The sequence below is a fragment of the Brevibacillus choshinensis genome (genome assembly GCF_001420695.1).
Lineage (GTDB): Bacteria > Bacillota > Bacilli > Brevibacillales > Brevibacillaceae > Brevibacillus > Brevibacillus choshinensis.
Map to the genome: position 1 here is coordinate 1244885 of NZ_LJJB01000010.1, position 21962 is coordinate 1266846.

Sequence of the window (21962 nt, forward strand, 5' to 3'; positions counted from 1 at the left end):
CTTTCTTTATGAAATCGCTTTCAATACGTATTTAAATGCAACATCTATGCCAAGCAGAAGGTTAGCAGATGATTCCGGCATTGCTTGCCCTTAATCAGTTCTCCTAACAAAAATCCGGCAGAAAAATCCCCTCCGAGCGGAATTTTTTGCCGGTTTTGATGATTATTCTATTTCGAGATATTGCTTGAGCTTTTGCCGCAAACCTCGTTCACTAATGCCCAGCTGATCCGCTGTTTTCTTTCGATGGCCAGCATGACGTTCCAGCGTATGCAAAATGACGCGCCGTTCCGCTTCATCCAGGGTGATACCGTTCGGAATGATCACCCCGTCTCTTTCGGATTGCCTACCCTGTACGTCCTGCTTGCGCTCTGTCAAAGCTGGAGGCAAGTCCTCCAATGTAATACGCTCCCCTTGGGAAAGCGCAACCGCATACTCCACAATATTGGCCACCTCCCGTACATTCCCCGGATACGTGTAAGAGTAGAGCCATTTTTTCGCCTCTGGGGTGAAGACTTTCTCGCGCTTCCCCATACTGAGCGTGCATCTTTGCAGAAAATGATCGACGAGGTGTGCAATGTCCTCCATCCGTTCCCGCAGCGCCGGGGTGCGAATCGGGATGACATTGAGCCGGTAAAAAAGATCCTCACGAAACGTCCCCTTGGCCACTTCGTCCTCCAGCTGCCGATTGGTCGCGGCAATGATCCGGATATCCACCTCTTTTTGTTCATAGCTGCCGAGAGGAGTGACGACCCTGTCCTGAATGACCCGCAATAGCTTTGCCTGTAAGGAGAGTGGCATTTCCCCGATTTCATCAAGGAACACCGTGCCCCCGTGAGAACGCTCAAACAGACCTTTTTTACTCTGATAAGCCCCCGTAAATGTCCCCTTTTCATGCCCAAACAGTTCACTTTCTAATAAAGTCTCGGGGATCGCCGCACAATTAATTACGGAAAACGGAGCCAAGGATCGATTCCCTTCAAAATGAATAGCTCGTGCCACCAGCTCCTTGCCAGTCCCACTTTCTCCTGTAATCAAAATGCTCGAAGGAATGTCCTTTACTTTTTTGATCAGTTCAAACACCCTGCCCATCACAGGACTTTTTCCGATGATCCCTGCGTACGACTGCTGCTGCTTTACCGCATCACTCAAGACCTGTACCTGTTTGTGCAGCGCCTGAAATTCAAAGGCCTTGTCCAAGAGCAGCTTGACCTCGTCTATATGTAGCGGCTTGGTCAAATAGTGGTAGGCTCCAGCCTTGATCGCTTCTACGGACGACTCGATGGTTCCATATGCTGTCATCATAATCACCGTAATCTGTGGTCGAATGGTCTTGATCTGGGAAAGCAATGCCAATCCACTCGATTGTCCGAGACTCAGATCCAACAAGACGCAGTCGATCTGCTCCGATTGCACCGTCTCCAATGCGGTTTCGGCATCCGTCGCAGTCCAAACCGCATAATCATCCTCCAGCGCAAAGGAGAGGGAGACACATATTGAAGGTTCATCATCGACAATCAACAAGTTTTGCATCGCTGTCCTCCTGTTCAAACCTCAGGGTAAAGGTAGTACCTGCCCGGACCTCACTGCTCACTTCCATACGTGCGCTGTGCTCCCGCATAATTTTTTGGCTCACGTAAAGACCAAGCCCAATCCCTTGGGACTTGCTGGTATAAAAAGGCTCAAACAAGTTGCGCAATTGCTCTTCCCCCATGCCTTCCCCAGTGTCTTTGACCGATAGCCACGCCTCACCGTTGCCTTCTCCCGCCTGAATGTTCAATCGCTTCTCGCTGCTCGCCACCATTGATTCCATCGCATTAAGGACTAGATTAATCAAGACCTGCTTGACCCTTCCTCGGTCCACATCGATCGTCAAGTGGTCCGGTATGCTGATACACACCTGAATCCGCTCACTCTCCATCCGCCTCGTAAACAGGCCGAGGACCGAATACACCAGCTCATCCACGGAGGTCTTATGAGTCTGGAGAGGCTTGGTCCTGGAATAATCGAGCAAATCTTCGAGAATCCGATTCATCCGTTCCATTTCCTCAGGGACATAACGGAGCATCTGCGTGCGGAAACGGGAATCATCTATTTTCTTCGGCAACAGCTCAACGAACGTCTTGATCGCCGTTAAGGGATTGCGTAATTCATGGGCTATCCCCGCAACCAGCTGACCGAGGGCGCGCATTTTCTCCTGAGCGATCAAACGTGCTTGCATTCGCTTTTGCTCCGTCCGATCCTGTAGTGTCACGATCCAGCCTACCTGTTCGTGTGTACTATTGATAAAGGGCGCCATGTAATAATGATAGATCTGTTGTGATTCCTGATCCCACAAAAACTCACCCTCGTACTGCCGATGCCTGTTTTGTACAGCCGTTTCCCAAGGCAACTGAGGTAAGACGGATACAATATGCCACCCTAGCGATTCGTCGCTTACAGCCAACATTCGTTTTGCCACCTGATTTACCAGTGTGATATGCCCGTCCATGTCCAGCGAAAGGATCGAGCTTTCCGTATGATCGAGAACTTTACGTTGAAAGGCGAGCACGTCTGCCAGTGCTGCTGTTTGCCGCTTTACCTCTGCTTGCAAACGTTTATTCCATGTGTAAAACGTCGCTATCGAAATCACGCCGACAGCCAAAGCGATCAAAAGACCAGCTACCACCTTGCGCCACCAGTCAGTCAAATGGGGCGAGTACGGCTCAAAATATTTGCTGTACAGCCTCGTATACGTCCCATCCCGATACAGCTGATTTAATCCTTCATTCAGCGAATCCAGGAGCTCTGAATGCCCCTCGCGAACAGCGAATGCGTAATCAGTCGGATTGATCAAGCCAGACCGCATCGTAAAATCATCCCAGCGGTTTTCTTTTCGCAACAGGTACTCCGCTGTCCAGCGATTGCCTATAAAGGCATCGGCCCGCCCGCGAAGCAGATTTTCCAGCGCTTCCTGTTGACTAAAGGACACGACCATTTTGACTCTTCTGACACTTTCCAATAGATCCATACTCGTATGGGCGCGCTGGACCGCAACGACCTTCTCGCTCAATTGATTCAGGGTAAAAATTTCTTGATCATAGCTCGGTACCAAAAGCACCTCCGACATCGTAAAAAAGGATTCGCTAAAATCAAAGACCTGATCGTATCGGTTGGTATACTTCATGCCCAGGAGCACGTCCACTTCGCCAGTACGCAAGGCAGTCACTGCATCCTCCCAGTCAAGGGGTACGTATTCCAACTCCCAGCCGTTATGCTGCGCAATGGCACGGATCAGCTCAATATTGAAGCCAACCATCTCCCCATTCGAATCCAAAGAGGAGAATGGAGGAAGCGCTTTGTCAAAAGCAATTCGCAAGATCTTGTCTTCGGCGTATACATCAGCTGGAAACAAGCAGCCACAAGCAAGCAGCAGAATAAACAACCAATAGCGAATGATCAAATTACGCCTCCTCCTTTCCCCGACTAGCTTTGGTCTCATAGAAAAGACCCCTGCTCATACAGGGGTCTCGCTCCTACTTGTTACGGAAAAAGTCCTCACGCAAAAGCCCCATCATGATGGTATCGTAATACTGTCCGTCGACGTATTCGTTCTGACGAAGCCTTCCTTCTACCACGAAGCCGCATTTCTCATAGGCGCGAATCGCACGGGCATTTCCGCTCCACGTATCTAGCTGCACCCGATTCAAGTTTAACTTGTTAAAGAGAAAGCGGAGCAACACCTGAAGCGTATCGGTTCCGTATCCTTTGCTCCAGTATCCTTTATCCATGATGGCAATTCCGATGGTGGCTGCCCGCGTAACGGGATTGACTTCGCGGTAATCACAACTGCCAATATGCACACCTTCTCTTGTATAGACGGAAAACACAAATCTATTTAATTTATCCGACAACTGGGCGGATCGAACATTTTCGTCATACATCGCATGTAATGAATCTAACGATATATTGCTGTAAATCGCTACCGATGTGCCCGCAGCCCATGTAGCCGCTTCTTCATCGTTACGCCAAACATACATCCGCTCCATATCTTCTCTGGTAACTGGTCGTAATTCGATTAATTTTCCTGTGTACAAACCGTTCACTGCCTTCCGATGGTTTTTTTGCAAATGGGTCACGTCGGCTAATGATGTTTTTTGTCATCATGGTCACCACACCTTTCGAAAGTCAGATAGTGCAATAGTAACAAAAAAACCACTCTCTGGTAAAGGGAGTGGTTTGGGCTGTATCTATTGATCAACGGCGGCTCTGGAGCTCGGTTAAGACCTGATCCAGCGGCAATTTTTGCTCCCGCAGGAGAACGAGCAAATGGAAGATCAGATCAGATGCTTCGTAGCGCAGTTCTTCATGGCTTCGATTTTTTGCTGCGATGATGACCTCAGCCGCCTCTTCGCCTACCTTTTTCAAGATCTTGTCCACGCCTTTTTCAAATAAATACGTCGTGTAAGAGCCTTCAGGGCGCTCTGCTTCGCGGGCTGCAATCAATTGCTCCAGTTCTGCGAGAATGGCAAAACGGTCAGCAGTACCTGTACTGGAAGCCTCCTGTGCGCCTTCTACCAGCTCACCCGCAAAACAGCTATACGCTCCTGTGTGGCAGGCAGGACCATTTGGCACTACCTGTACAACCAATGCGTCACCGTCGCAATCATAGCGAATGGAAAGGATCTGCTGCGTATTTCCAGACGTCGCTCCTTTGTGCCACAGCTCTTCACGCGAACGGCTCCAGAACCAGGTCTCCTTCGTCTCCAGCGATTTTTGCAGCGACTCCTTGTTCATATAAGCGAGCGTCAGTACTTCCTTGCTCACCGCATCCTGTACAATGGCGGGAATGAGGCCATTTTCATCAAATTTCAATTGTTCCCACGCGATCTCTGCTGTCATGGCCGCACCACAACTCCTCTGGTCTGGAGATACTCTTTCACCGATTGGATCGAGGTCTCATCATAGTGGAAAATCGAAGCAGCCAATGCTGCATCCGCCTTGCCGTCTGTTAACACGCCGAAAAAATGCTCACGAGAGCCCGCACCACCGGATGCGATGACCGGGACGCCTACGGCTTCAGATACCCGTCTGGTCAACTCGATGCCAAAGCCCTTTTTCTCCCCGTCGTCATCCATGCTCGTGAGCAGAATTTCGCCTGCGCCCAGAGCTTCTGCTTCCTGTGCCCATTCAACGACATCTCTTCCTGTAGCATTGCGTCCTCCATGGGTGTACACTTCCCATCGCTCTCCCCCCACGAGGCGGGCATCAATCGCTACGACGACACATTGGGAGCCAAAAACAGTCGCTCCTTCGTGGATCAGTTCTGGCCGTAGCACGGCGGCTGTATTCAGTGAAATCTTATCGGCTCCTGCGCGTAAAATGCGCTTCATGTCATCGACGCTGTTGATCCCACCACCAACCGTAAACGGAATGGTAATGTTGGCAGCTGTGCGTTCAATCACATCTACCATCGTCTTGCGGCCTTCATGAGAAGCAGATATATCGAGAAAAACGAGCTCATCTGCTCGCTCTTCACTGTATTTCTTGGCGAGCTCGACTGGGTCGCCCGCGTCACGCAGTCCCAAAAACTGCACGCCTTTTACGACCCGACCGTCTTTTACATCCAGGCAAGGAATGATTCGTTTGGCTAGCATTTTATACACGCTCCCCCATGCGATTCAGCGCCTCATCCAAGGTGAATGCGTCTGTGTAAAGCGCTTTTCCGACGATGGCACCCGTTACGCCGTCTTTCTCATGAGTGGAGAGCGTCAAAAGATCATCGAGATTGCTCACTCCGCCAGATGCGATGACCGATTTACCCGTGGCGATTGCCAACGCCGAGATTTCCTCCACATTGGGTCCCGTCAACGTGCCATCGCGAGCAATGTCTGTATAAATGAAGGTCTCTGCTCCATACGACACTAATCGCTTTGCCAGCTCAGTCGCTGATACGTCAGTGGTATTTAGCCAGCCACGAGTCGCGACCATGCCATTTCGGCAATCGAGACCGATCGCGATCTTGTCTCCGTACGCTTGCAAAATACGCTGGGTAAACGGCTCGTCTTCGATCGCAGCCGTACCGACGATGACTCTCGCCACGCCCGCTTCCAAGTAATCGGCGATCTGTTCTTCCGTCCGAATTCCTCCGCCCACTTGTACCGGAACTGGAATCGTACGCGCGATTTCCTTGATGATCTCGGCATTGGCAGGCTTGCCTTCCTTGGCTCCATCCAGATCGACCAGATGTACCCACGAAGCTCCCTGTTCTACCCACCTCTTTGCCATTTCCAAAGGAGAGTCAGCGTAAACCGTTTCCTGGGCATAGTCTCCCTGAAACAATCGGACGCATTTCCCCCCGCGAATATCAATTGCCGGATAAATAATGAAACTCATGCCAATACCCCCTCACACTGCACGGCAAAATTGCGCAGCAATTGCATCCCGGTCTCTCCGCTCTTTTCCGGGTGGAACTGCATGCCGTATACGTTCTCCCGTCCTACAATGGCGGTCACATCCTGATGGTAGTCACTCGTTGCCAGCAATTCATCTGCACTTCCCACCCGCACGTGATAGGAGTGGACAAAATAGACGTAGTCGCCGTTCTGCACACCGTCGAGCAGCCAGTGCTTTTGCGTGAGCTGCAGCTGGTTCCAGCCCATGTGCGGGATCTTGTAATCACCAGCAAAACGGATAGCCTCTCCACTCAGTAACCCCAGCCCGATGTGTTCACCGTGTTCTTCACTCTTTCCAAACAACAGCTGCATGCCGAGGCAAATGCCCAGGATAGGACGCCCTGATGCCGCATAATCATGAATCGCCTGTTCCAGTCCCAGCTCACGAATGTTAGCAATCGCATCGCCAAACGCCCCGACACCAGGCAAGATCAGTCCGCTAAAGTCATTCAGGCGCTCTGGCTGGGAAACAAAATCATAGGAATAGCCCAGACGTTCCAGCGCTTTGCTCAGGCTGTACAAATTGCCCATGCCATAGTCGATAATGCCGATCATGTTACAAAACCCCTTTGGTAGACGGGACCCCTTTGACTCGCGGGTCGATCGTCGTCGCTTCGTCCAGCGCGCGGCCAAGTGCTTTGAAGATCGCTTCAATCATGTGATGTGTATTGTGTCCATAGTGCAGGATCACGTGCAGATTGATCCGCGCCTCCAGGGCAAACTTCCACAGAAATTCATGCACCAGCTCAGTAGGGAATTGCCCGACCACGTTGGTTGGATACGTCGCCCGGTACTCCAGATGCGGACGGTTACTAATATCGATAACAACTTGAGCTAGCGCATCGTCCATCGGCACAAAGGCATTGCCGTAGCGCTTAATGCCTTTTTTATCGCCCAATGCCTCACGCAGAGAGTGGCCCAGGCAAATGCCGATGTCCTCTACCGTGTGGTGATAGTCGATTTCGATGTCGCCTTTTGCTTTCACGTTCAGATCAAAATGTCCATGCCGCGTAAACAGATCCAACATGTGATCGAGAAACGGCACGCCGGAATCCTGCTTGCTCTCTCCTGCCCCGTCAATTCCAAAGGAAAGGGCGATCTGGGTCTCATTCGTATTGCGCTCGATCTGCGCTACTCGTTTTTGCAACTCACTCATCCGTTGTCACGCTCCTGCTCTTCGCTATCAAAGTCACGTAGACGTTCGGTAATTGCCCGTCCGTGTGCAGCCAGACCTTCCTGCTCGGCCAGTGCTACGATTTTATGCCCATTCTCCAGCAAGTCGCGCTTGCTGTAGGAGACGACGCTCGATTTCTTGATGAAGTCATCCACGGAAAGAGGCGACGAAAAACGCGCTGTCCCATTGGTCGGAATGACGTGGTTGGTGCCCGCAAAGTAATCGCCCACCGGTTCCGAGCTGTACGCTCCGAGGAATATCGCCCCTGCGTTCTCCACCTTACCCAGATGCTCGAATGGCTCCGCGATCATGATTTCTAAATGCTCGGGAGCAATGCGGTTGATCACAGCGAAGCCTTCCTCCAGATCATTGACCACTAAAATGGCCCCAAAATCACGGATCGCCGCTTCTGCGATCTGGCGACGCGGCAGATCTGCCAGCTGTCGTTCGACTTCCCTGGCGACGGCTTCTGCGACTGTCTGCGACGTAGTTACAAGAATCGCAGCGGACATCGGATCGTGCTCTGCCTGTGAGAGCAGATCAGCCGCGATATAGCGTGGATTGGCAGTCTCGTCAGCCAGGACAGCGATCTCGCTCGGTCCCGCTACCATATCGATGCTAACCAGCCCAAACACTTCCCGCTTCGCCAAAGCCACAAATATGTTGCCCGGACCTACGATTTTATCGACGGCTTTGATTTGAACGGTTCCATAAGTAAGCGCTGCGATTGCCTGTGCGCCACCTACCTTGTATATTTCCTTCACGCCTGCAATCTGTGCTGCCACGAGAATCGCCGGATTGATTTTTCCATCTCGTCCGGGAGGTGTCGTGATGACCACTTCGGGTACACCTGCGATCTTGGCAGGGATGGCATTCATCAGAACGCTGGACGGATACGCCGCGGTACCACCCGGCACATACAGTCCTGCTCGCTTCAATGGACGAATGATCTGACCGAGCAACGTTCCGCTCTCCTTCGTAGAAAACCAGGACTGGCGCACTTGCCTTTGATGGAAATCTCGAATATTTTCAGCCGCTTCAGCGAGAGCGTCTCTTACTTCAGAGGAGACTTGCGCGCTGGCTTCGGCGAATTCCTCATCACTCACGAGAAATTGCTCCAGGCGCACGCGATCGAACCGCTCCGTATAATCTCGCAGCGCTTCGTCTCCTCGTTCCCGCACATCCGAGAGAATAGCTTTGACTGCTTCCTGTTGCTCCTTGGTGCCAGAGTCTACTGATCGTTTTCCGTCAAATTGACTGGCCGACATGATGCGCATCGCTGTGTCACCTCTCCACTTTTCTCTATGATCTTCTCGGGATCACTTCTAAAAACTTGCTCGCGATGTCATCCACCGCTTCGCTTTTCATCCGGTAGCTTGCCCGGTTGGCAATCAGGCGTGTCGTAATCTCGCAAATATGCTCCAGCTCCACGAGCCCGTTTTCCTGTAAGGTCCGTCCTGTCGATACGATATCGACAATGCGATCTGCCAAGCCGATCATCGGAGCCAATTCCACCGAACCGTTCAGCTTGATGACCTCTACCTGCTGACCTTGCTCGCGGAAGTAACGCGAAGCGATTTTTGGATATTTCGTCGCTACACGTGGTGCCTCCGTCGGCTTCCAGTCCGGCATCCCGGCTACCATCATGCGGCAGTAGCCGATTTGCAGATCCAACAGCTCGTAGACATCCCGTTCTTCTTCCAACAATACGTCTTTCCCTACTACTCCCACATCTGCTACTCCGTATTCAACATAGGTAGGTACATCCGTAGGTTTCGCCAAAATGAATTCGAGTTGTGCATTTTCGACGGGAATCACGAGCTTGCGGGAATCCTGAAGTTCTGCCGTCACCTGCAACCCTGCTTGCTGCAAGAAATGGACAGCCTCTTCGAAGATTCGCCCCTTTGGCATGGCGATCGTCAGTTTCTGTGAGCTATCGGAAAAACCCATTCCTTATTCCTCCTGTTTCGTCAAACAGATGACCTTACTATAAGGCTCTCCCTGGAGTGTAGCTGCCTCCGCCTGATTTTTTACCAGTCGAGTTACGACTACGAGTCCATCCTCTCGGAGCAACTGCGCCTCCGCCAGTGCTTCTGCCCGCTGATCCTCCATATAACACAGGAGGACACGAGAAACAGGTGGACTTTCCAAGACAGGCGTCACGAGGAGCAATCGATCCATCTTGATGGCAAAGCCTGTCGCTTGAGCCGGTCGTCCGAACTGTGCAAGCAAGTGATCGTATCGTCCCCCACCTAATAACGGGGAACCCAAATCAGCAGCATATCCTTCAAAAACTACACCCGTGTAGTAATTCAGATTGATAATCAGATTGAAATCCAGCAGCAAATCTTCCGTTACACCGTATGCCTCCAGTGCCTCCCACAGAGATGCGATGGTTTCTACTGCTCGTCTCGCTTTGCCGTTTTCCGTGAGAGCACGTGCCTCATCGATCTTGGCTTTGCCACCGCGCAATCGGAGCAGAGCCTCGAGCCGCTCCTTCGCCTCAGAATCGAGGTCCAGCGTGGACAACAGTTGACGGAATCCTACAAAGTCACGCTCGACCAAGTATTGGCGGAACTGATTGCGTATCGCTTCGTCCTCGATCCATTCCTCCAATAAGCCATCCACAAAATCCACGTGTCCGATGGCGATCCGGAATGTCTCTACTCCAGCCGCTCGTAGACAAAAAACAGCAAGCGCGATTGCTTCAGCATCTGCATCGACCGACGCGTCACCGATCAGCTCAATGCCCGTCTGGAAAAACTCAGCGTTTCGCCCCGCTTCTTTTTCCTGAGCCCGGAACACATTTGCCTGATAGAACAAACGAATGGGCAATGGTACATCTTTATATAGAGAGGAAACCACTCGGGCAATGGGCGCGGTCATGTCCGGTCTCAATACCACGGTATGTCCCTGTTTATCCAGCAATCGAAACATCCGGTCTGTCAATGTCGCACTGGCAGATCCTACTGTGTCGTAGTACTCCAATGACGGCGTGGAGATTTCTTCGTACCCCCAACGCTCAATGCACTGACGCAGCGACCGCTCCAAATGCCGTTGTTTTGCCAATGATTCTGGTAAAATGTCCCGCATCCCCAGCGGCTTTTCAAATCCCAACGGCTTTGCCATCGTACTTCCCTCCATTGCATACGCTTTACTCTGCTAATATGGTAACAAGTTAAAGTATTATGAAGAAGAGTACCACGATCAGCCAGAGTGGTCAACATAGATAAGAATAGTCGGAAAATTCTTTGATCATCCAGACTCAACAAAAAGGAGTGCCTGCACGTGAAGCGCCTGACACTCTCTAGTATGACCGATTGTTGTCTTTTTTCCGCTAATCCTGTTCATCTCCCGTAGCATTTCCACTACGGATAACTTGCATCGGATTGCCTCCTACAAACGCTCCCGGAGACACATCCTTATGTACAACAGTCCCCGCAGCCACGATGGCTCCTTTGCCGATTGTCACACCTGGCAAAATCGTGGAGTTCGCTCCGATCAACACATCATCCTCAATGCGAACCTCCCCTAGCCGGTATTCCTCGACCAAGTATTCATGGGCGAGAATCGTTGTATTGTACCCGATGACACAGTTGCGTCCAATCTTGATCAACTCAGGAAACATAACATCCATCATGACCATCAAGGCCACTGCACTGTGTTGCCCGACCTCCATTCGCAGGAAAGTACGGTAGAGCCAGTTTTTCCAAGAGAGAAATGGTGTATATCGCGCTAGTTGAATAACAATAAAGTTCTTCATGACTTTCCAAAAACTCACCGTCTGATAGAGCTGCCACAGTGGATTGGCCCCATGGACGGGATAACGCGTCGTATTTCTCATGAGTGTTCTCCTTCTTCCCGATTACAAGTCGGAATCTGCATCTTCGAGGATGGCATCCGACTGCTTGCGGGAGAAGTGAACCGCGGCATTATACCCCATCCGTTTCAAGCGGAAGTTCATCGCTGCTACCTCGATGATGACCGCCAAGTTTCGGCCAGGACGAACAGGAACGGTAAGAATCGGGATATCCGTATCCATGATCTTGAGCGTTTCTTCATCTAAGCCGAGTCGCTCATACATTTTCTGAGGTTCCCATAGCTCCAGCTGTACGACCATCTCAATGTTTTTCAAATTACGCACAGCCCCGGCTCCGAACATCGTCATGACGTTGATGATACCTACACCTCGAATCTCCAGCAAATGCTGAATCAGCTCAGGCGCACTACCACTCAGTTGCCCTGCTTGCGTCTGCCGAATTTCGACGGCATCATCAGCTACCAAACGATGTCCACGCTTCACCAGCTCCAAGGCGGCCTCACTCTTTCCGATCCCACTGGAACCCATGATGAGTACACCGACACCATAGATATCTGTTAATACCCCGTGGATCGTTGTAGTCGGTGCCAGTCGGTTTTCAAGAAAGTTGGTCATTTTGCCAACCAAAGTCGTGGTGGCTAGTGGTGATTGTAGAACAGGGACTCCGTGCTCATTCGATACTTCTATCATTTCCTCTGGTACGGGCTGATTGCGAGTCACACAAAAGCACGGCGTCTGACCTTGCATGAGGAAGTTCATCCGTTCCAGACGTTTCTCTCGATTCAATGTTTGAAAGAAGTTGATTTCCGTCAACCCAAAGAGCTGGATCCTTTCTTCTGCATAATAGGAATAGTAACCAGCCAATTGCAAACCAGGCCTGCTCAAGTCGGTTACGGTAATTTCTCGTCCCAAGCCTTCTTCGCCACTGAGGATAGACATATTGAAATGATCGGCGAGATGACTAACATTGGTCTTGCGCATGAGATTCCCCCTAACTTGGGATTTCCGTCCCGTTTATGTACCCCTATTGTAACGAAAGCGCCCTAGTGGCGACAACCATTGGGCTTGGAATCCTTGAGATAAGAAATTGTCGTATCATTTACATTTTTCTCGTTATTTCTTAAGATAGAAAATGTATTGGTCTCAGGCGCTACATAGGTTACAGTAAATTTGACATCATTCGCGCTCCGAATTTCGGACTGAGGGGAGGCAACACCTTGGATTTCCTACTTCGCTTTGTCCTCGTGGACATACCCGAAGCCTTCTTATTACTTACTATTAGTTTGGCCATGTTCAACCACTCGGTTTTCGAAAAAAAGAAACAAGCATTTTATTTCAGTATTCTCTTTTCGATCGCAGGTGAAGTTCTCTCCGTTTTGGATGTTCCCTATCAACCGAAAGTTTTACTTATGTTCTTAATCACCGCCTCGATCATCTTATTTCTTTATCGATTCAACATTTTAAAGTCTGTCTTCATAGGAATGACTGCTATTTGTTCCATGATCATATCTGAATCCATTGTGATCATGATTTTCAACAGCCAACAGATATATTTTGAACAAATGCTCTCCTCGACCATGCAGACCATTACGATCCGTGCTCTTTATTTAGGAATTTTTGTACTGATTACGATTATCTTACGGATCACCAAATTCGACATCCATGGTTTGTTGCCACAGAATCGGTATAACCGTTATCTGTTTTTACTCGTTTTAGTAGGTAGTGTTGAGTTTCTGTTGATCTTGTTCTTGAATACGTCTTTTTTCTTGCGTGATAACAATTCAGATTTGCTCGCATTTTACTCGCCTACGTTTCAATTACTATTTCAGCTATTAATTCTTGCCCTTTTTATTGTAATTGTAATCTTGTTCCGCATTTATCTCAATTTAACGATCAATCGCGTGGAAGAGGAGACCGGAACTCCCTATTTAAATAGCATCCATGATCTGGTGACAGCGATCCGTTCCATCAAGCATGATTCGTTAAATCATTACACAGCTATCAACGGCTTTCTGAAAAAAGGATATGTTGATTTGGCAAAAGAATATGTTGAACAGCTTTTGCAAGAAACCGTTACGGTAGAAAAGTCTGTTGACTCAAGCTCACAAGTGCTGGAAAGCATCAAAAATCCGGCTGTTTCCTCTCTTCTCCAATCGAAAATGGAAGTATGCTTGGCGGAACGAATCGCGCTTTCCATGAATATCAAAACCGTCAGCCAATTCTCCCAGATCAAAACGTACGATCTGATCAAGGTTTTAGGTAATCTATTTGATAATGCTATTCGAGCTACTTCTTATGAATTGGAACAAAACCGATTTATTCGCTTGGAATGGGGGCAATCTGAGGGCGAGCATTACCTGATGATTGAGAACAGTGGCCCTACGATTCCAAAGGACAAGCTGCCCGGTATTTTCCAACCAGGATACACCACTAAAAAAGGGGGAGAAGGTGGACTGGGCTTGGTCATCGTTAAAACGGTTACCGATCGTTATGGTGGCAGAATCCACGTACGTTCAGAAGAGGGAGTCACTAGTTTTCGGATTTCTTTTCTCAGTCGGTAACGTAATGAGCACCATCCGTAGGAGGCCAAAGCATGACTTGGACTGAAAAGGTATCCATGCGTCTGGCGAAGCGACTAAAGACAGAAGATACGACCTACTCTGTGGGACAACTCGCACACGGTATTGAAATCTTTATGCTCAACATCATCAATGGATTGGCACTCATCATCGTTTCTGCTATTTTTCACATATTTGGAGAGGTAATGCTATTGTGTTGCCTCTTTTTCTTGCACCGTCTATTAACCGGTGGGGTACATTTACGAAATCCATGGACATGCCTTCTCGCTACTCTCTCATTGCTGATAGCAGGAGGTTACCTATTGAAACATCTGCCTGTGCTTCCTGCTCCGTACGCTCAATTACTAGTGTTGGTTGGAGTAGGACTCTCTATTTCGATAAACTATCGACACGCGCCTGCAGCTCATACCTACGCGCCTACAAACCCTGCCATCCAGCGTAGAAATAGATTTATTGTCCTATGGATGCTCGGAGTAGGTTGCGCAATTTCTATCAGTTTGGTAGGATATACCTATCAATACTCCATGACCTATACATTAGCGGTTCTCTTGCAATCCGTTCTTCTCATGCCCAGTTCATTCCGACTAGTTTCACGATTGGAAAAAACATTTTTGAGAGGGTGATTGTCAATGAAGAAGATTCGAAATTTTGTTAGTGGGTTCTTTGCTCTCCTTTCAACGTTAAACATGGCAGGTGTTTTAAAGGGTGGAGCCCTTTATGAGCCAGTCCCACCACATCTTCGAGAAGAAAATCATGAGGTAATTTCCAAATAGTTCTTACGTGTGATCTCATATCAAAAACCCGCGACCTCATCCAACGAGAGCCGCGGGTTTTCTTTGTTCATTTCTACTTCTTTGTTTTACTTACCACCAAATCAATCAACCAGCCCAGCAAACTCATGAGAGCGGAGGCTATGATCACGATTCCGATATTATCTGGCCATGGGCCTACTTCAAAGCCATTGATGAAAAACGCCGTCAACGAGAATGTAATCGCATTGATCACGAACCAGAAAAGTCCCAGCGTCAAGAAACTCAGCGGAAGCGTGAATAGCGTCAACACTGGGCGAATCAGCGTATTGACAATACCCAGAATCAGGGCAGCCCATACAGCTACGCCAAAGCTGGAGACTTGAATGGACTGAAACCAGTTGCTGATCAAAATCAAGGCTGCTCCGTTTAATAGCAGCTTGATAATCCACCGGATCATGCTCTTCTCCCCTTTCCAAGGTTATTCTTCTTGTTATCTGTTTCCGTGCACTTCTTCTTTCCACTGTTCAAAAAACTGTACCATGAATTGATGCCGTTCCAAAGCGATCTGCTGTGCCGTTTCCGTAAACAGTCTGTCTTTGATGCGCTGCAGCTTCCACTCATACTCTTTTAAGGGAGTATGCTGCTCTGCGTGATCGGATTGAATCGGTTGGCCCAGTACACCTGAATAGGCGAAAGCACGCGCTACTCCGATCGCTCCAATCGAATCGAGCTTATCAGCGTCAAATAAAATCTTCTCCTCCAGTGTAGCAGGTGGCCGATCCTTTCGAAAGCGATGAGCAAGAATGACACGCTGCACCAGCTCAATCTGATTATCTGGCAGGCCTTCTTCACGCAACAGCGTATCCGCCAAGCGAGCGCTGATCTCGGCGTGGCATTCCCCTGTTCTTCGTTCCTCAGCCCTGCCGATATCATGCAGCAGCGCAGCCAGGCCCAAAATCGTCATATCCGCGCCTTCCTCTTGCCCGATCCGTTCGCACATCGCCATCACCCGAAGGTTATGCTGCCAATCGTGAGCCGAATCCTGCCCGTCAAAAAGGTCTCGTGCCACTTCGACTAATCGCTGTGGCAACCGCGCGAGGATATTCGTGATATAGTCCATCGATGCACCTCCCACCTAAACAAATACCTCTGTCTAAGACAAGAGGGGGCGCTTCCCTATCGAGACCGCCCCTCTCTGATTACCCTATTCATTCTTATTTCGAAACGAGCTGTTCCATTCTTGCCATCGTACGAGCGCGGTCCCGTTCCAGAATCGGGCTCAGGTACTTGCCTGTGTACGAACCTTCCAGCTCTGATACTTCTTCTGGCGTACCGACACCGACGATCTGTCCACCGCGAGTACCTCCTTCGGGCCCCAGATCAATGATGTAATCGACAGTCTTGATGACATCCAGATTGTGCTCGATGACGAGGACGGTTTCTCCGTTTTCCACCAGACGCTGCAAGACCTTCAGGAGACGGTCAATATCATCTGTATGCAAGCCAGTCGTAGGTTCATCCAGAATGTACAGCGTGCGTCCTGTACTGCGGCGGTACAACTCAGAAGCGAGCTTGACGCGCTGCGCTTCCCCACCTGACAACGTGGTTGCCGGCTGTCCCAGCTTCATGTAGCCGAGTCCGACGTCCACAATCGTTTGCAGCTTGCGCTCGATTTTGGGCAGGTTGCGGAAGAAGTCCACCGCATCCTCGATGGTCATTTCCAAAATGTCAGCAATGCTTTTACCCTTGTACTTCACATCGAGTGTCTCGCGATTGTAGCGCTTGCCGTGACATACCTCGCAAGGGACATACACGTCTGGCAAAAAGTGCATTTCGATCTTGATGATTCCGTCACCGCTGCACGCTTCACAACGCCCACCTTTGACGTTAAAGCTGAACCGACCCTTTTTATAGCCACGTACCTTGGCTTCGTTGGTAGACGCAAACAGATCGCGAATATCATCAAATACGCCCGTGTACGTTGCAGGATTGGATCGCGGCGTCCGCCCGATTGGCGACTGATCGATGTCGACAACCTTATCCAAATGCTCCAGCCCGACAATACGTCTATGCTCCCCTGGCTTGACCTTGGCACCGTTCAAATCACGAGCCAGCACCTTTTGCAAAATTTCATTGATAAGCGTACTTTTCCCAGAGCCTGATACGCCTGTTACTGCCACGAACATTCCCAACGGAATCTTCACATTGACGCCCTTCAGGTTGTTTTCCTTGGCTCCCTCGATCTTGACCCATTTGTCCGTCGGCTTGCGGCGTTCCATCGGTACCGGAATGAACTTGCGACCACTCAAATATGCGCCTGTAAGCGAATTAGGGTCCTTCATGACTTCTTCCGGCGTGCCCTTAGCAATGATCTGACCACCGTGGATACCCGCTCCCGGACCTATATCGATGATGTAGTCGCAGGCGAGCATCGTATCCTCATCATGCTCGACGACAATCAGCGTATTCCCCAGCTTGGTCATGTGCTCCAGCGTACGGATCAGTCGTGCGTTATCCCGCTGATGCAAGCCGATACTCGGTTCATCCAAAATGTACAAGACACCCATCAGACTGGAGCCGATCTGCGTTGCCAAGCGAATCCGCTGTGCTTCTCCACCGGAAAGGGTACCGGCAGCTCGACTCAGTGTCAAATAGTCCAATCCTACATCAATCAAAAAGTTAAGACGAGCCTTGATCTCTTTTACGATCAGCGTGGCGATCTTCGTCTCTCTTTCTGTCATTTCCAATCCATCTACAAACTGATGCGCATCCAGAATGGACAAGGTCGTCAGCTCAGAAATGCTCCGTTCACCGACTTTTACCGCTAGGCTCTCCTGGCGCAGTCGTTGGCCTTTACAGACCGGGCACGGCTTTTGGCTCATGTAGCCTTCGATTTGCTCACGAATGTAGTCCGAGCTAGTCTCCAGGTGACGACGCTGCAGATTCGGGATGACCCCTTCATAAGGAACGACAGCCTCGCGCACTTGACCAAACTCGTTCTCGTAACGAAACTCGATCTTTTCCCCCATGCTGCCGTACATCAAAATCTGCGCCTGTTCAGATGGCAATTCTTCATACGGAATGTCCATCTTAATTCCAAAATGGCGGCAGGCAGACTCCAGGAGCTGTTGATAATACGTAGAGGACTTTGGCTCCCACGCCCCGATCGCACCATCATGCAAGGTTTTGGTCGCGTCCGGAACGACCATGTCCGGGTCTACTTCCAGCTTGACACCCAGTCCGTCGCACTCGGAGCAAGCACCAAACGGACTGTTAAAGGAGAAGATCCGTGGCTCCAGATCCCCGATGGAAAAACCACATACCGGGCAGGCATGCTTTTCACTGAACAGCAGCTCTTCCTGCTCCATCACATCGACGATGACCTTCCCATCAGCCAAGCGCAGTGCTGTTTCCAGAGAGTCAGCCAGACGGGACTGCACATCCGGTTTGACGACAATCCGGTCGACAACGACTTCGATGTTGTGCTTTTTATTTTTCTCAAGCTTGATGTCCTCGGAGAGATCGATAATTTCCCCATTCACGCGTACACGGACAAACCCTTGCTTGCGGATGTCCTCCAGCAGCTTGACGTGCTCACCCTTGCGCCCTTGTACCATCGGGGCAAGAATTTGCATACGGGTGCGCTCTGGAAAGTCCATCACGCGATCCACCATTTGCTCGACCGTCTGCGACTGAATTTCGATACCATGGTCAGGACATACAGCTCTGCCCACACGCGCATACAAAAGACGCAGGTAGTCGTAAATCTCCGTGACAGTACCAACTGTGGAACGCGGGTTGCGGCTCGTTGTTTTCTGATCGATGGAAATCGCAGGCGAGAGTCCTTCGATGGAATCTACATCCGGCTTGTCCATCTGCCCGAGAAATTGGCGAGCATAGGCAGAGAGGGACTCTACGTAACGACGTTGGCCCTCTGCGTAAATCGTATCAAAGGCAAGGGAAGACTTTCCCGAGCCGGACAAGCCCGTCAACACGACGAATTTGTCCCTCGGGATCACCACATCAATATTTTTCAGGTTATGGGCGCGAGCACCCTTTACCACGATATGTTCCAATGGCATGAAAAAAATCTCTCCTTAGAGTTCGGCCTTCAGCTCCAGAACCAGATCGCGCAATTCTGCTGCACGTTCGAACAAGAGGTTGCGGGCCGCTTCTTTCATTTCTTCTTCCATTCGTGCAATCACTGTTAAGCGGTCTTTCTTCGGCATCTTTTTAAATTCTTCATGTGGCAAGTAGTCTGCTTTCTCTTCCGCCACTTTGGTAGCTTCGATCACATCACGGACAGCCTTCTTCACCGTCTGTGGCGTGATACCACGCTCTTCATTGTAAGCCTCTTGGATGGTACGTCTCCGCTCCGTCTCCCGGATAGCCGCTTTCATCGATTCGGTCATTTTGTCCGCGTACATGATCACGCGTCCTTCTGCGTTACGTGCGGCGCGGCCAATGGTCTGAATCAGGGAGCGCTCGTTTCGCAGGAAGCCTTCCTTGTCAGCGTCGAGAATGGTAACTAACGATACCTCAGGTAAATCCAGGCCTTCCCTCAGCAGGTTGATCCCGATCAGAACGTCGAATTCACCCAAGCGCAAGGAACGTAAAATCTGCATCCGTTCAATTGTTTTGATATCGGAGTGAAGGTATCGTACTTTAATACCCACTTCTTTCAAGTAATCCGTCAGATCTTCCGACATTTTTTTCGTCAAGGTCGTAACCAGGACGCGCTCGTCTTTTGCAATCGTCGCCTGGATCTCTCCGATGAGGTCGTCAATCTGCCCCTTGATCGGACGTACAGAGATCGTCGGGTCAATCAAACCAGTCGGACGAATGACTTGCTGTACCAGTTCCGTGCAATGTTCCAGCTCATACGGACCTGGCGTCGCGGAAATGTAGACCGCTTGTTTGAGCTTTGCCTCGAACTCTTCAAATTTGAGTGGGCGGTTGTCCTTTGCAGAAGGCAGGCGGAATCCGTGCTCGACCAGAACGTCTTTCCGTGCGCGGTCGCCGTTGTACATCCCCCTTACCTGCGGCAAAGTCATATGGGACTCATCCATCAGGACAAGGAAATCATCAGGAAAATAATCAATTAACGTATAAGGCGCATGGCCTTCTGGTAAGCCAGTCAGATGGCGGGAGTAGTTTTCAATCCCGGAGCAAAAGCCCATCTCCAGCATCATTTCCACATCATAACGCGTGCGCTGTTCTAGCCGCTGTGCTTCGAGGAGCTTCCCTGCTTCCCGCAGATCTGCCAGACGGGTCTCCAGCTCAGCCTCGATACTTTGGACGGCAAGCTTCATTTTTTCTTCGCGTGTAACGTAGTGAGAAGCCGGAAAAATAGCGACATGATCGCGCTGACCCAGAATCTCTCCGGTCAGAACGTCGATAGCTGTGATGCGCTCGATTTCATCGCCAAAAAACTCTACGCGAATCGCCTGCTCACTCTGGGAGGCTGGAAAAATCTCTACGACGTCACCGCGAACGCGAAAAGTCCCTCGGGTAAAATTAATGTCATTACGGTTGTATTGGATATCGACCAGACGATGCAATATCTCGTCCCGACCTTTCTCCATACCGACGCGTAAAGACAAAAGCAGCTCCCGATACTCCTCAGGAGAACCCAATCCGTAAATGCACGATACCGAGGCTACAATGATGACATCCCGTCGTTCAAACAAAGCACTGGTCGCCGAGTGACGCAGCTTGTCGATCTCTTCGTTGATACTGGAGTCTTTTTCAATAAACGTATCCGATTGGGGAATGTATGCTTCTGGTTGATAGTAGTCGTAGTAGCTGACGAAATATTCAACGGCATTGTTCGGAAAAAACTCCTTGAACTCCGCACACAACTGGGCAGCCAGCGTCTTGTTATGCGCCATGACCAATGTCGGCTTGTTCACCTGAGCGATCACCTGTGCAGCCGTAAAGGTCTTTCCCGTACCCGTCGCACCCAAGAGGGTCTGGTGCCTCTTGCCTGCCTGAATGCCAGCCACTAGTTCAGCAATGGCAGTCGGCTGGTCACCGGACGGCTGATACTCCGATACCAATTCAAAACGCTCCATTCCCTCGTTCATCTCCTCATTGCATAAAGGTTTCTATTTCCATTATAACACAATACGTACAAAAATAAGCCGAAATTCGAACAAATGTTTGTCTTTACCCCATTCAGCCTTTTTCCGATACTGATAGTGGAAGCATATGCCCGCACGGATAAAACCGTACAGTAAGGGAGGACCAGCATGTCTGATAACACGACGGTAAGTACTAGTTCGAATATACCTTCACACCTCAGTTATAAAGGAAAAAAAGAGTTCTCTACGGAACTCGATAACAATGCTTTCATGAAACTATTACTGGAGCAGCTGAAGCATCAGGACCCCATGTCCCCGATGGACAACTCTCAGTTCATTCAACAGACCAGTATGATGACCATGGTAGAAAAAATGACCAAGATGGCCTCCTTAATGGAGCAATCCAACAACAGCATGCTCACACTGGAGAAATACGAATCCTTGGTCGGTCGCACCGCTACGTACAACCTGACGACCGCAGATGAAATTACAGGTGAGACTTCTACGGAATCCAAGGAAGGTGTCATCCAGGCCGTCTATATGGACAACGGCAAAATTTACTTCCGTCTCGCAGGCGAAACGAATCCGATTCCGCTGGCTGATGTAAAAGGTCTGGAATCACAGGGGATGACCGGAAATGCCCTGGACAGCAGCATTAAGTACATGGAGATGATCGGAAACCAGATCTCTTACAAATCCACCACTAAAGTGGATAAGGACGGAAACCCTGCCACCACCGATGATATCACTTCGGTCGATGAAGTCAAAAATGCCGTGATCACTGGGTTTACCATGAAGGACGGTTCCGCACAATTCCAGCTGGACAACGGCAGCACGGTAAAATTGGACGAAATCGTGGGCATGACCGTCAAACCGGATAATCAAGCCATGAGCAATTCGCTTCAATACGCGCAAATGATCGGCTATACGATCTCCTACAACGACCCACAAACAAACACGGACGGTAGTACTTCTACCAACAGCTTGAGTGGGGTGATCCAGGCAGTCAGCATGAAGAATGGCCTGGTCGAATTCGTCCTCGACGATGGTAAGAAAGTATCCCTCAGTCAAATTACTGGCTATGAAGCAAAAGCGATCTAACCATAAAAATCCGCCCTCTCCT

At 50.0% G+C, this 21962-nt stretch carries 20 protein-coding genes; 3 read left to right on the forward strand and 17 right to left on the reverse strand.

The features are described 5' to 3' along the window. Positions 1–162: 162 nt before the first annotated feature. The 13 genes from AN963_RS16100 to hprK form a co-directional block, all read right to left on the reverse strand. Entirely contained in the window at positions 163–1530 is a 1368-nt protein-coding gene (locus AN963_RS16100; protein WP_055745554.1) for a sigma-54-dependent transcriptional regulator, read from the reverse strand. After that, complete coding sequence (locus AN963_RS16105; protein ID WP_236707998.1) at positions 1505–3439, reverse strand: transporter substrate-binding domain-containing protein; 1935 nt, start codon at positions 3437–3439, stop codon at positions 1505–1507. Before AN963_RS16105 ends, AN963_RS16100 begins: the two co-directional genes overlap by 26 nt. A gap of 73 nt (positions 3440–3512) precedes the next feature. After that, positions 3513–4082 (reverse strand): GNAT family N-acetyltransferase, encoded by a 570-nt coding sequence (locus tag AN963_RS16110; protein WP_236707999.1) that lies wholly within the window; start codon positions 4080–4082, stop codon positions 3513–3515. A gap of 151 nt (positions 4083–4233) precedes the next feature. Continuing rightward, positions 4234–4878: a bifunctional phosphoribosyl-AMP cyclohydrolase/phosphoribosyl-ATP diphosphatase HisIE gene (gene hisIE, locus AN963_RS16115; RefSeq protein WP_055745556.1), complete on the reverse strand. Its 645-nt coding sequence runs from the start codon at positions 4876–4878 to the stop codon at positions 4234–4236. Next, on the reverse strand, positions 4875–5633 hold the full coding sequence (hisF, locus tag AN963_RS16120; protein WP_055745557.1) for an imidazole glycerol phosphate synthase subunit HisF: 759 nt from the start codon (positions 5631–5633) through the stop codon (positions 4875–4877). Before hisF ends, hisIE begins: the two co-directional genes overlap by 4 nt. A 1-nt stretch (position 5634) precedes the next feature. Further along, positions 5635–6372: a 1-(5-phosphoribosyl)-5-[(5-phosphoribosylamino)methylideneamino]imidazole-4-carboxamide isomerase gene (hisA, locus tag AN963_RS16125; RefSeq protein ID WP_055745558.1), complete on the reverse strand. Its 738-nt coding sequence runs from the start codon at positions 6370–6372 to the stop codon at positions 5635–5637. Continuing rightward, positions 6369–6986 (reverse strand): imidazole glycerol phosphate synthase subunit HisH, encoded by a 618-nt coding sequence (gene hisH, locus AN963_RS16130; protein ID WP_055745559.1) that lies wholly within the window; start codon positions 6984–6986, stop codon positions 6369–6371. The genes hisA and hisH overlap by 4 nt, the downstream gene beginning before the upstream one ends. Position 6987: 1 nt before the next feature. Beyond that, positions 6988–7587, reverse strand: coding sequence for an imidazoleglycerol-phosphate dehydratase HisB (gene hisB / locus AN963_RS16135; protein ID WP_055745560.1), 600 nt, complete (start codon positions 7585–7587; stop codon positions 6988–6990). Then, positions 7584–8882 carry a histidinol dehydrogenase gene (gene hisD / locus AN963_RS16140; RefSeq protein ID WP_055745561.1) on the reverse strand — a complete coding sequence of 433 codons (1299 nt, stop codon included), beginning with the start codon at positions 8880–8882 and terminating at the stop codon, positions 7584–7586. The genes hisB and hisD overlap by 4 nt, the downstream gene beginning before the upstream one ends. A 25-nt stretch (positions 8883–8907) precedes the next feature. Continuing rightward, a complete protein-coding gene (hisG, locus tag AN963_RS16145; protein WP_055745562.1) occupies positions 8908–9555 on the reverse strand; it encodes an ATP phosphoribosyltransferase in 648 nt (215 codons plus the stop codon). Between the two features lie 3 nt (positions 9556–9558). Further along, positions 9559–10734: an ATP phosphoribosyltransferase regulatory subunit gene (locus tag AN963_RS16150; RefSeq protein WP_055745563.1), complete on the reverse strand. Its 1176-nt coding sequence runs from the start codon at positions 10732–10734 to the stop codon at positions 9559–9561. A gap of 208 nt (positions 10735–10942) precedes the next feature. Continuing rightward, the gene (locus tag AN963_RS16155; protein WP_055745564.1) at positions 10943–11449 is read right to left on the reverse strand and encodes an acyltransferase; all 507 of its coding nucleotides are present in this window, start codon (positions 11447–11449) and stop codon (positions 10943–10945) included. A 21-nt stretch (positions 11450–11470) separates the two neighbouring features. Further along, complete coding sequence (gene hprK / locus AN963_RS16160) at positions 11471–12406, reverse strand: HPr(Ser) kinase/phosphatase (RefSeq protein ID WP_055745565.1); 936 nt, start codon at positions 12404–12406, stop codon at positions 11471–11473. A gap of 236 nt (positions 12407–12642) precedes the next feature. On the opposite strand from hprK, the gene AN963_RS16165 reads away from it, so the two are divergent. Both AN963_RS16165 and AN963_RS16170 read left to right on the forward strand, forming a co-directional pair. Further along, a complete protein-coding gene (locus AN963_RS16165; RefSeq protein WP_055745566.1) occupies positions 12643–13986 on the forward strand; it encodes a sensor histidine kinase in 1344 nt (447 codons plus the stop codon). 32 nt (positions 13987–14018) lie between these two features. Next, a complete protein-coding gene (locus AN963_RS16170) occupies positions 14019–14627 on the forward strand; it encodes an accessory gene regulator ArgB-like protein (protein ID WP_055745567.1) in 609 nt (202 codons plus the stop codon). A 223-nt stretch (positions 14628–14850) separates the two neighbouring features. Here AN963_RS16170 and AN963_RS16175 read toward each other — a convergent pair whose 3' ends face one another. From AN963_RS16175 to uvrB, 4 genes are all read right to left on the reverse strand, one after another. Continuing rightward, positions 14851–15213 (reverse strand): phage holin family protein, encoded by a 363-nt coding sequence (locus AN963_RS16175; protein WP_055745568.1) that lies wholly within the window; start codon positions 15211–15213, stop codon positions 14851–14853. 33 nt (positions 15214–15246) lie between these two features. After that, complete coding sequence (locus tag AN963_RS16180; RefSeq protein WP_055745569.1) at positions 15247–15876, reverse strand: HD domain-containing protein; 630 nt, start codon at positions 15874–15876, stop codon at positions 15247–15249. A 94-nt stretch (positions 15877–15970) separates the two neighbouring features. Then, complete coding sequence (uvrA, locus tag AN963_RS16185; protein ID WP_055745570.1) at positions 15971–18838, reverse strand: excinuclease ABC subunit UvrA; 2868 nt, start codon at positions 18836–18838, stop codon at positions 15971–15973. Positions 18839–18853: 15 nt separating this feature from the next. After that, positions 18854–20830, reverse strand: coding sequence for an excinuclease ABC subunit UvrB (gene uvrB / locus AN963_RS16190; protein ID WP_055745571.1), 1977 nt, complete (start codon positions 20828–20830; stop codon positions 18854–18856). Positions 20831–21007: 177 nt separating this feature from the next. On the opposite strand from uvrB, the gene AN963_RS16195 reads away from it, so the two are divergent. Then, entirely contained in the window at positions 21008–21940 is a 933-nt protein-coding gene (locus AN963_RS16195) for a flagellar hook assembly protein FlgD (protein WP_055745572.1), read from the forward strand. Positions 21941–21962: the final 22 nt, after the last annotated feature.

Bases quoted from the DNA above. Each gene is read 5' to 3' on its own strand.
- hisG (WP_055745562.1), bottom strand. From the start codon at position 9,555: ATGGGTTTTTCCGATAGCTCACAGAAACTGACGATCGCCATGCCAAAG.
- uvrB (WP_055745571.1), bottom strand. From the start codon at position 20,830: ATGGAGCGTTTTGAATTGGTATCGGAGTATCAGCCGTCCGGTGACCAG.
- hisH (WP_055745559.1), bottom strand. From the start codon at position 6,986: ATGATCGGCATTATCGACTATGGCATGGGCAATTTGTACAGCCTGAGC.
- hisA (WP_055745558.1), bottom strand. From the start codon at position 6,372: ATGAGTTTCATTATTTATCCGGCAATTGATATTCGCGGGGGGAAATGC.
- AN963_RS16180 (WP_055745569.1), bottom strand. From the start codon at position 15,876: ATGGACTATATCACGAATATCCTCGCGCGGTTGCCACAGCGATTAGTC.
- AN963_RS16175 (WP_055745568.1), bottom strand. From the start codon at position 15,213: ATGATCCGGTGGATTATCAAGCTGCTATTAAACGGAGCAGCCTTGATT.
- hisD (WP_055745561.1), bottom strand. From the start codon at position 8,882: ATGCGCATCATGTCGGCCAGTCAATTTGACGGAAAACGATCAGTAGAC.
- hisF (WP_055745557.1), bottom strand. From the start codon at position 5,633: ATGCTAGCCAAACGAATCATTCCTTGCCTGGATGTAAAAGACGGTCGG.
- AN963_RS16155 (WP_055745564.1), bottom strand. From the start codon at position 11,449: ATGAGAAATACGACGCGTTATCCCGTCCATGGGGCCAATCCACTGTGG.
- hprK (WP_055745565.1), bottom strand. From the start codon at position 12,406: ATGCGCAAGACCAATGTTAGTCATCTCGCCGATCATTTCAATATGTCT.
- AN963_RS16100 (WP_055745554.1), bottom strand. From the start codon at position 1,530: ATGCAAAACTTGTTGATTGTCGATGATGAACCTTCAATATGTGTCTCC.
- hisIE (WP_055745556.1), bottom strand. From the start codon at position 4,878: ATGACAGCAGAGATCGCGTGGGAACAATTGAAATTTGATGAAAATGGC.
- AN963_RS16150 (WP_055745563.1), bottom strand. From the start codon at position 10,734: ATGGCAAAGCCGTTGGGATTTGAAAAGCCGCTGGGGATGCGGGACATT.
- AN963_RS16170 (WP_055745567.1), top strand. From the start codon at position 14,019: ATGACTTGGACTGAAAAGGTATCCATGCGTCTGGCGAAGCGACTAAAG.
- AN963_RS16195 (WP_055745572.1), top strand. From the start codon at position 21,008: ATGTCTGATAACACGACGGTAAGTACTAGTTCGAATATACCTTCACAC.
- uvrA (WP_055745570.1), bottom strand. From the start codon at position 18,838: ATGCCATTGGAACATATCGTGGTAAAGGGTGCTCGCGCCCATAACCTG.
- hisB (WP_055745560.1), bottom strand. From the start codon at position 7,587: ATGAGTGAGTTGCAAAAACGAGTAGCGCAGATCGAGCGCAATACGAAT.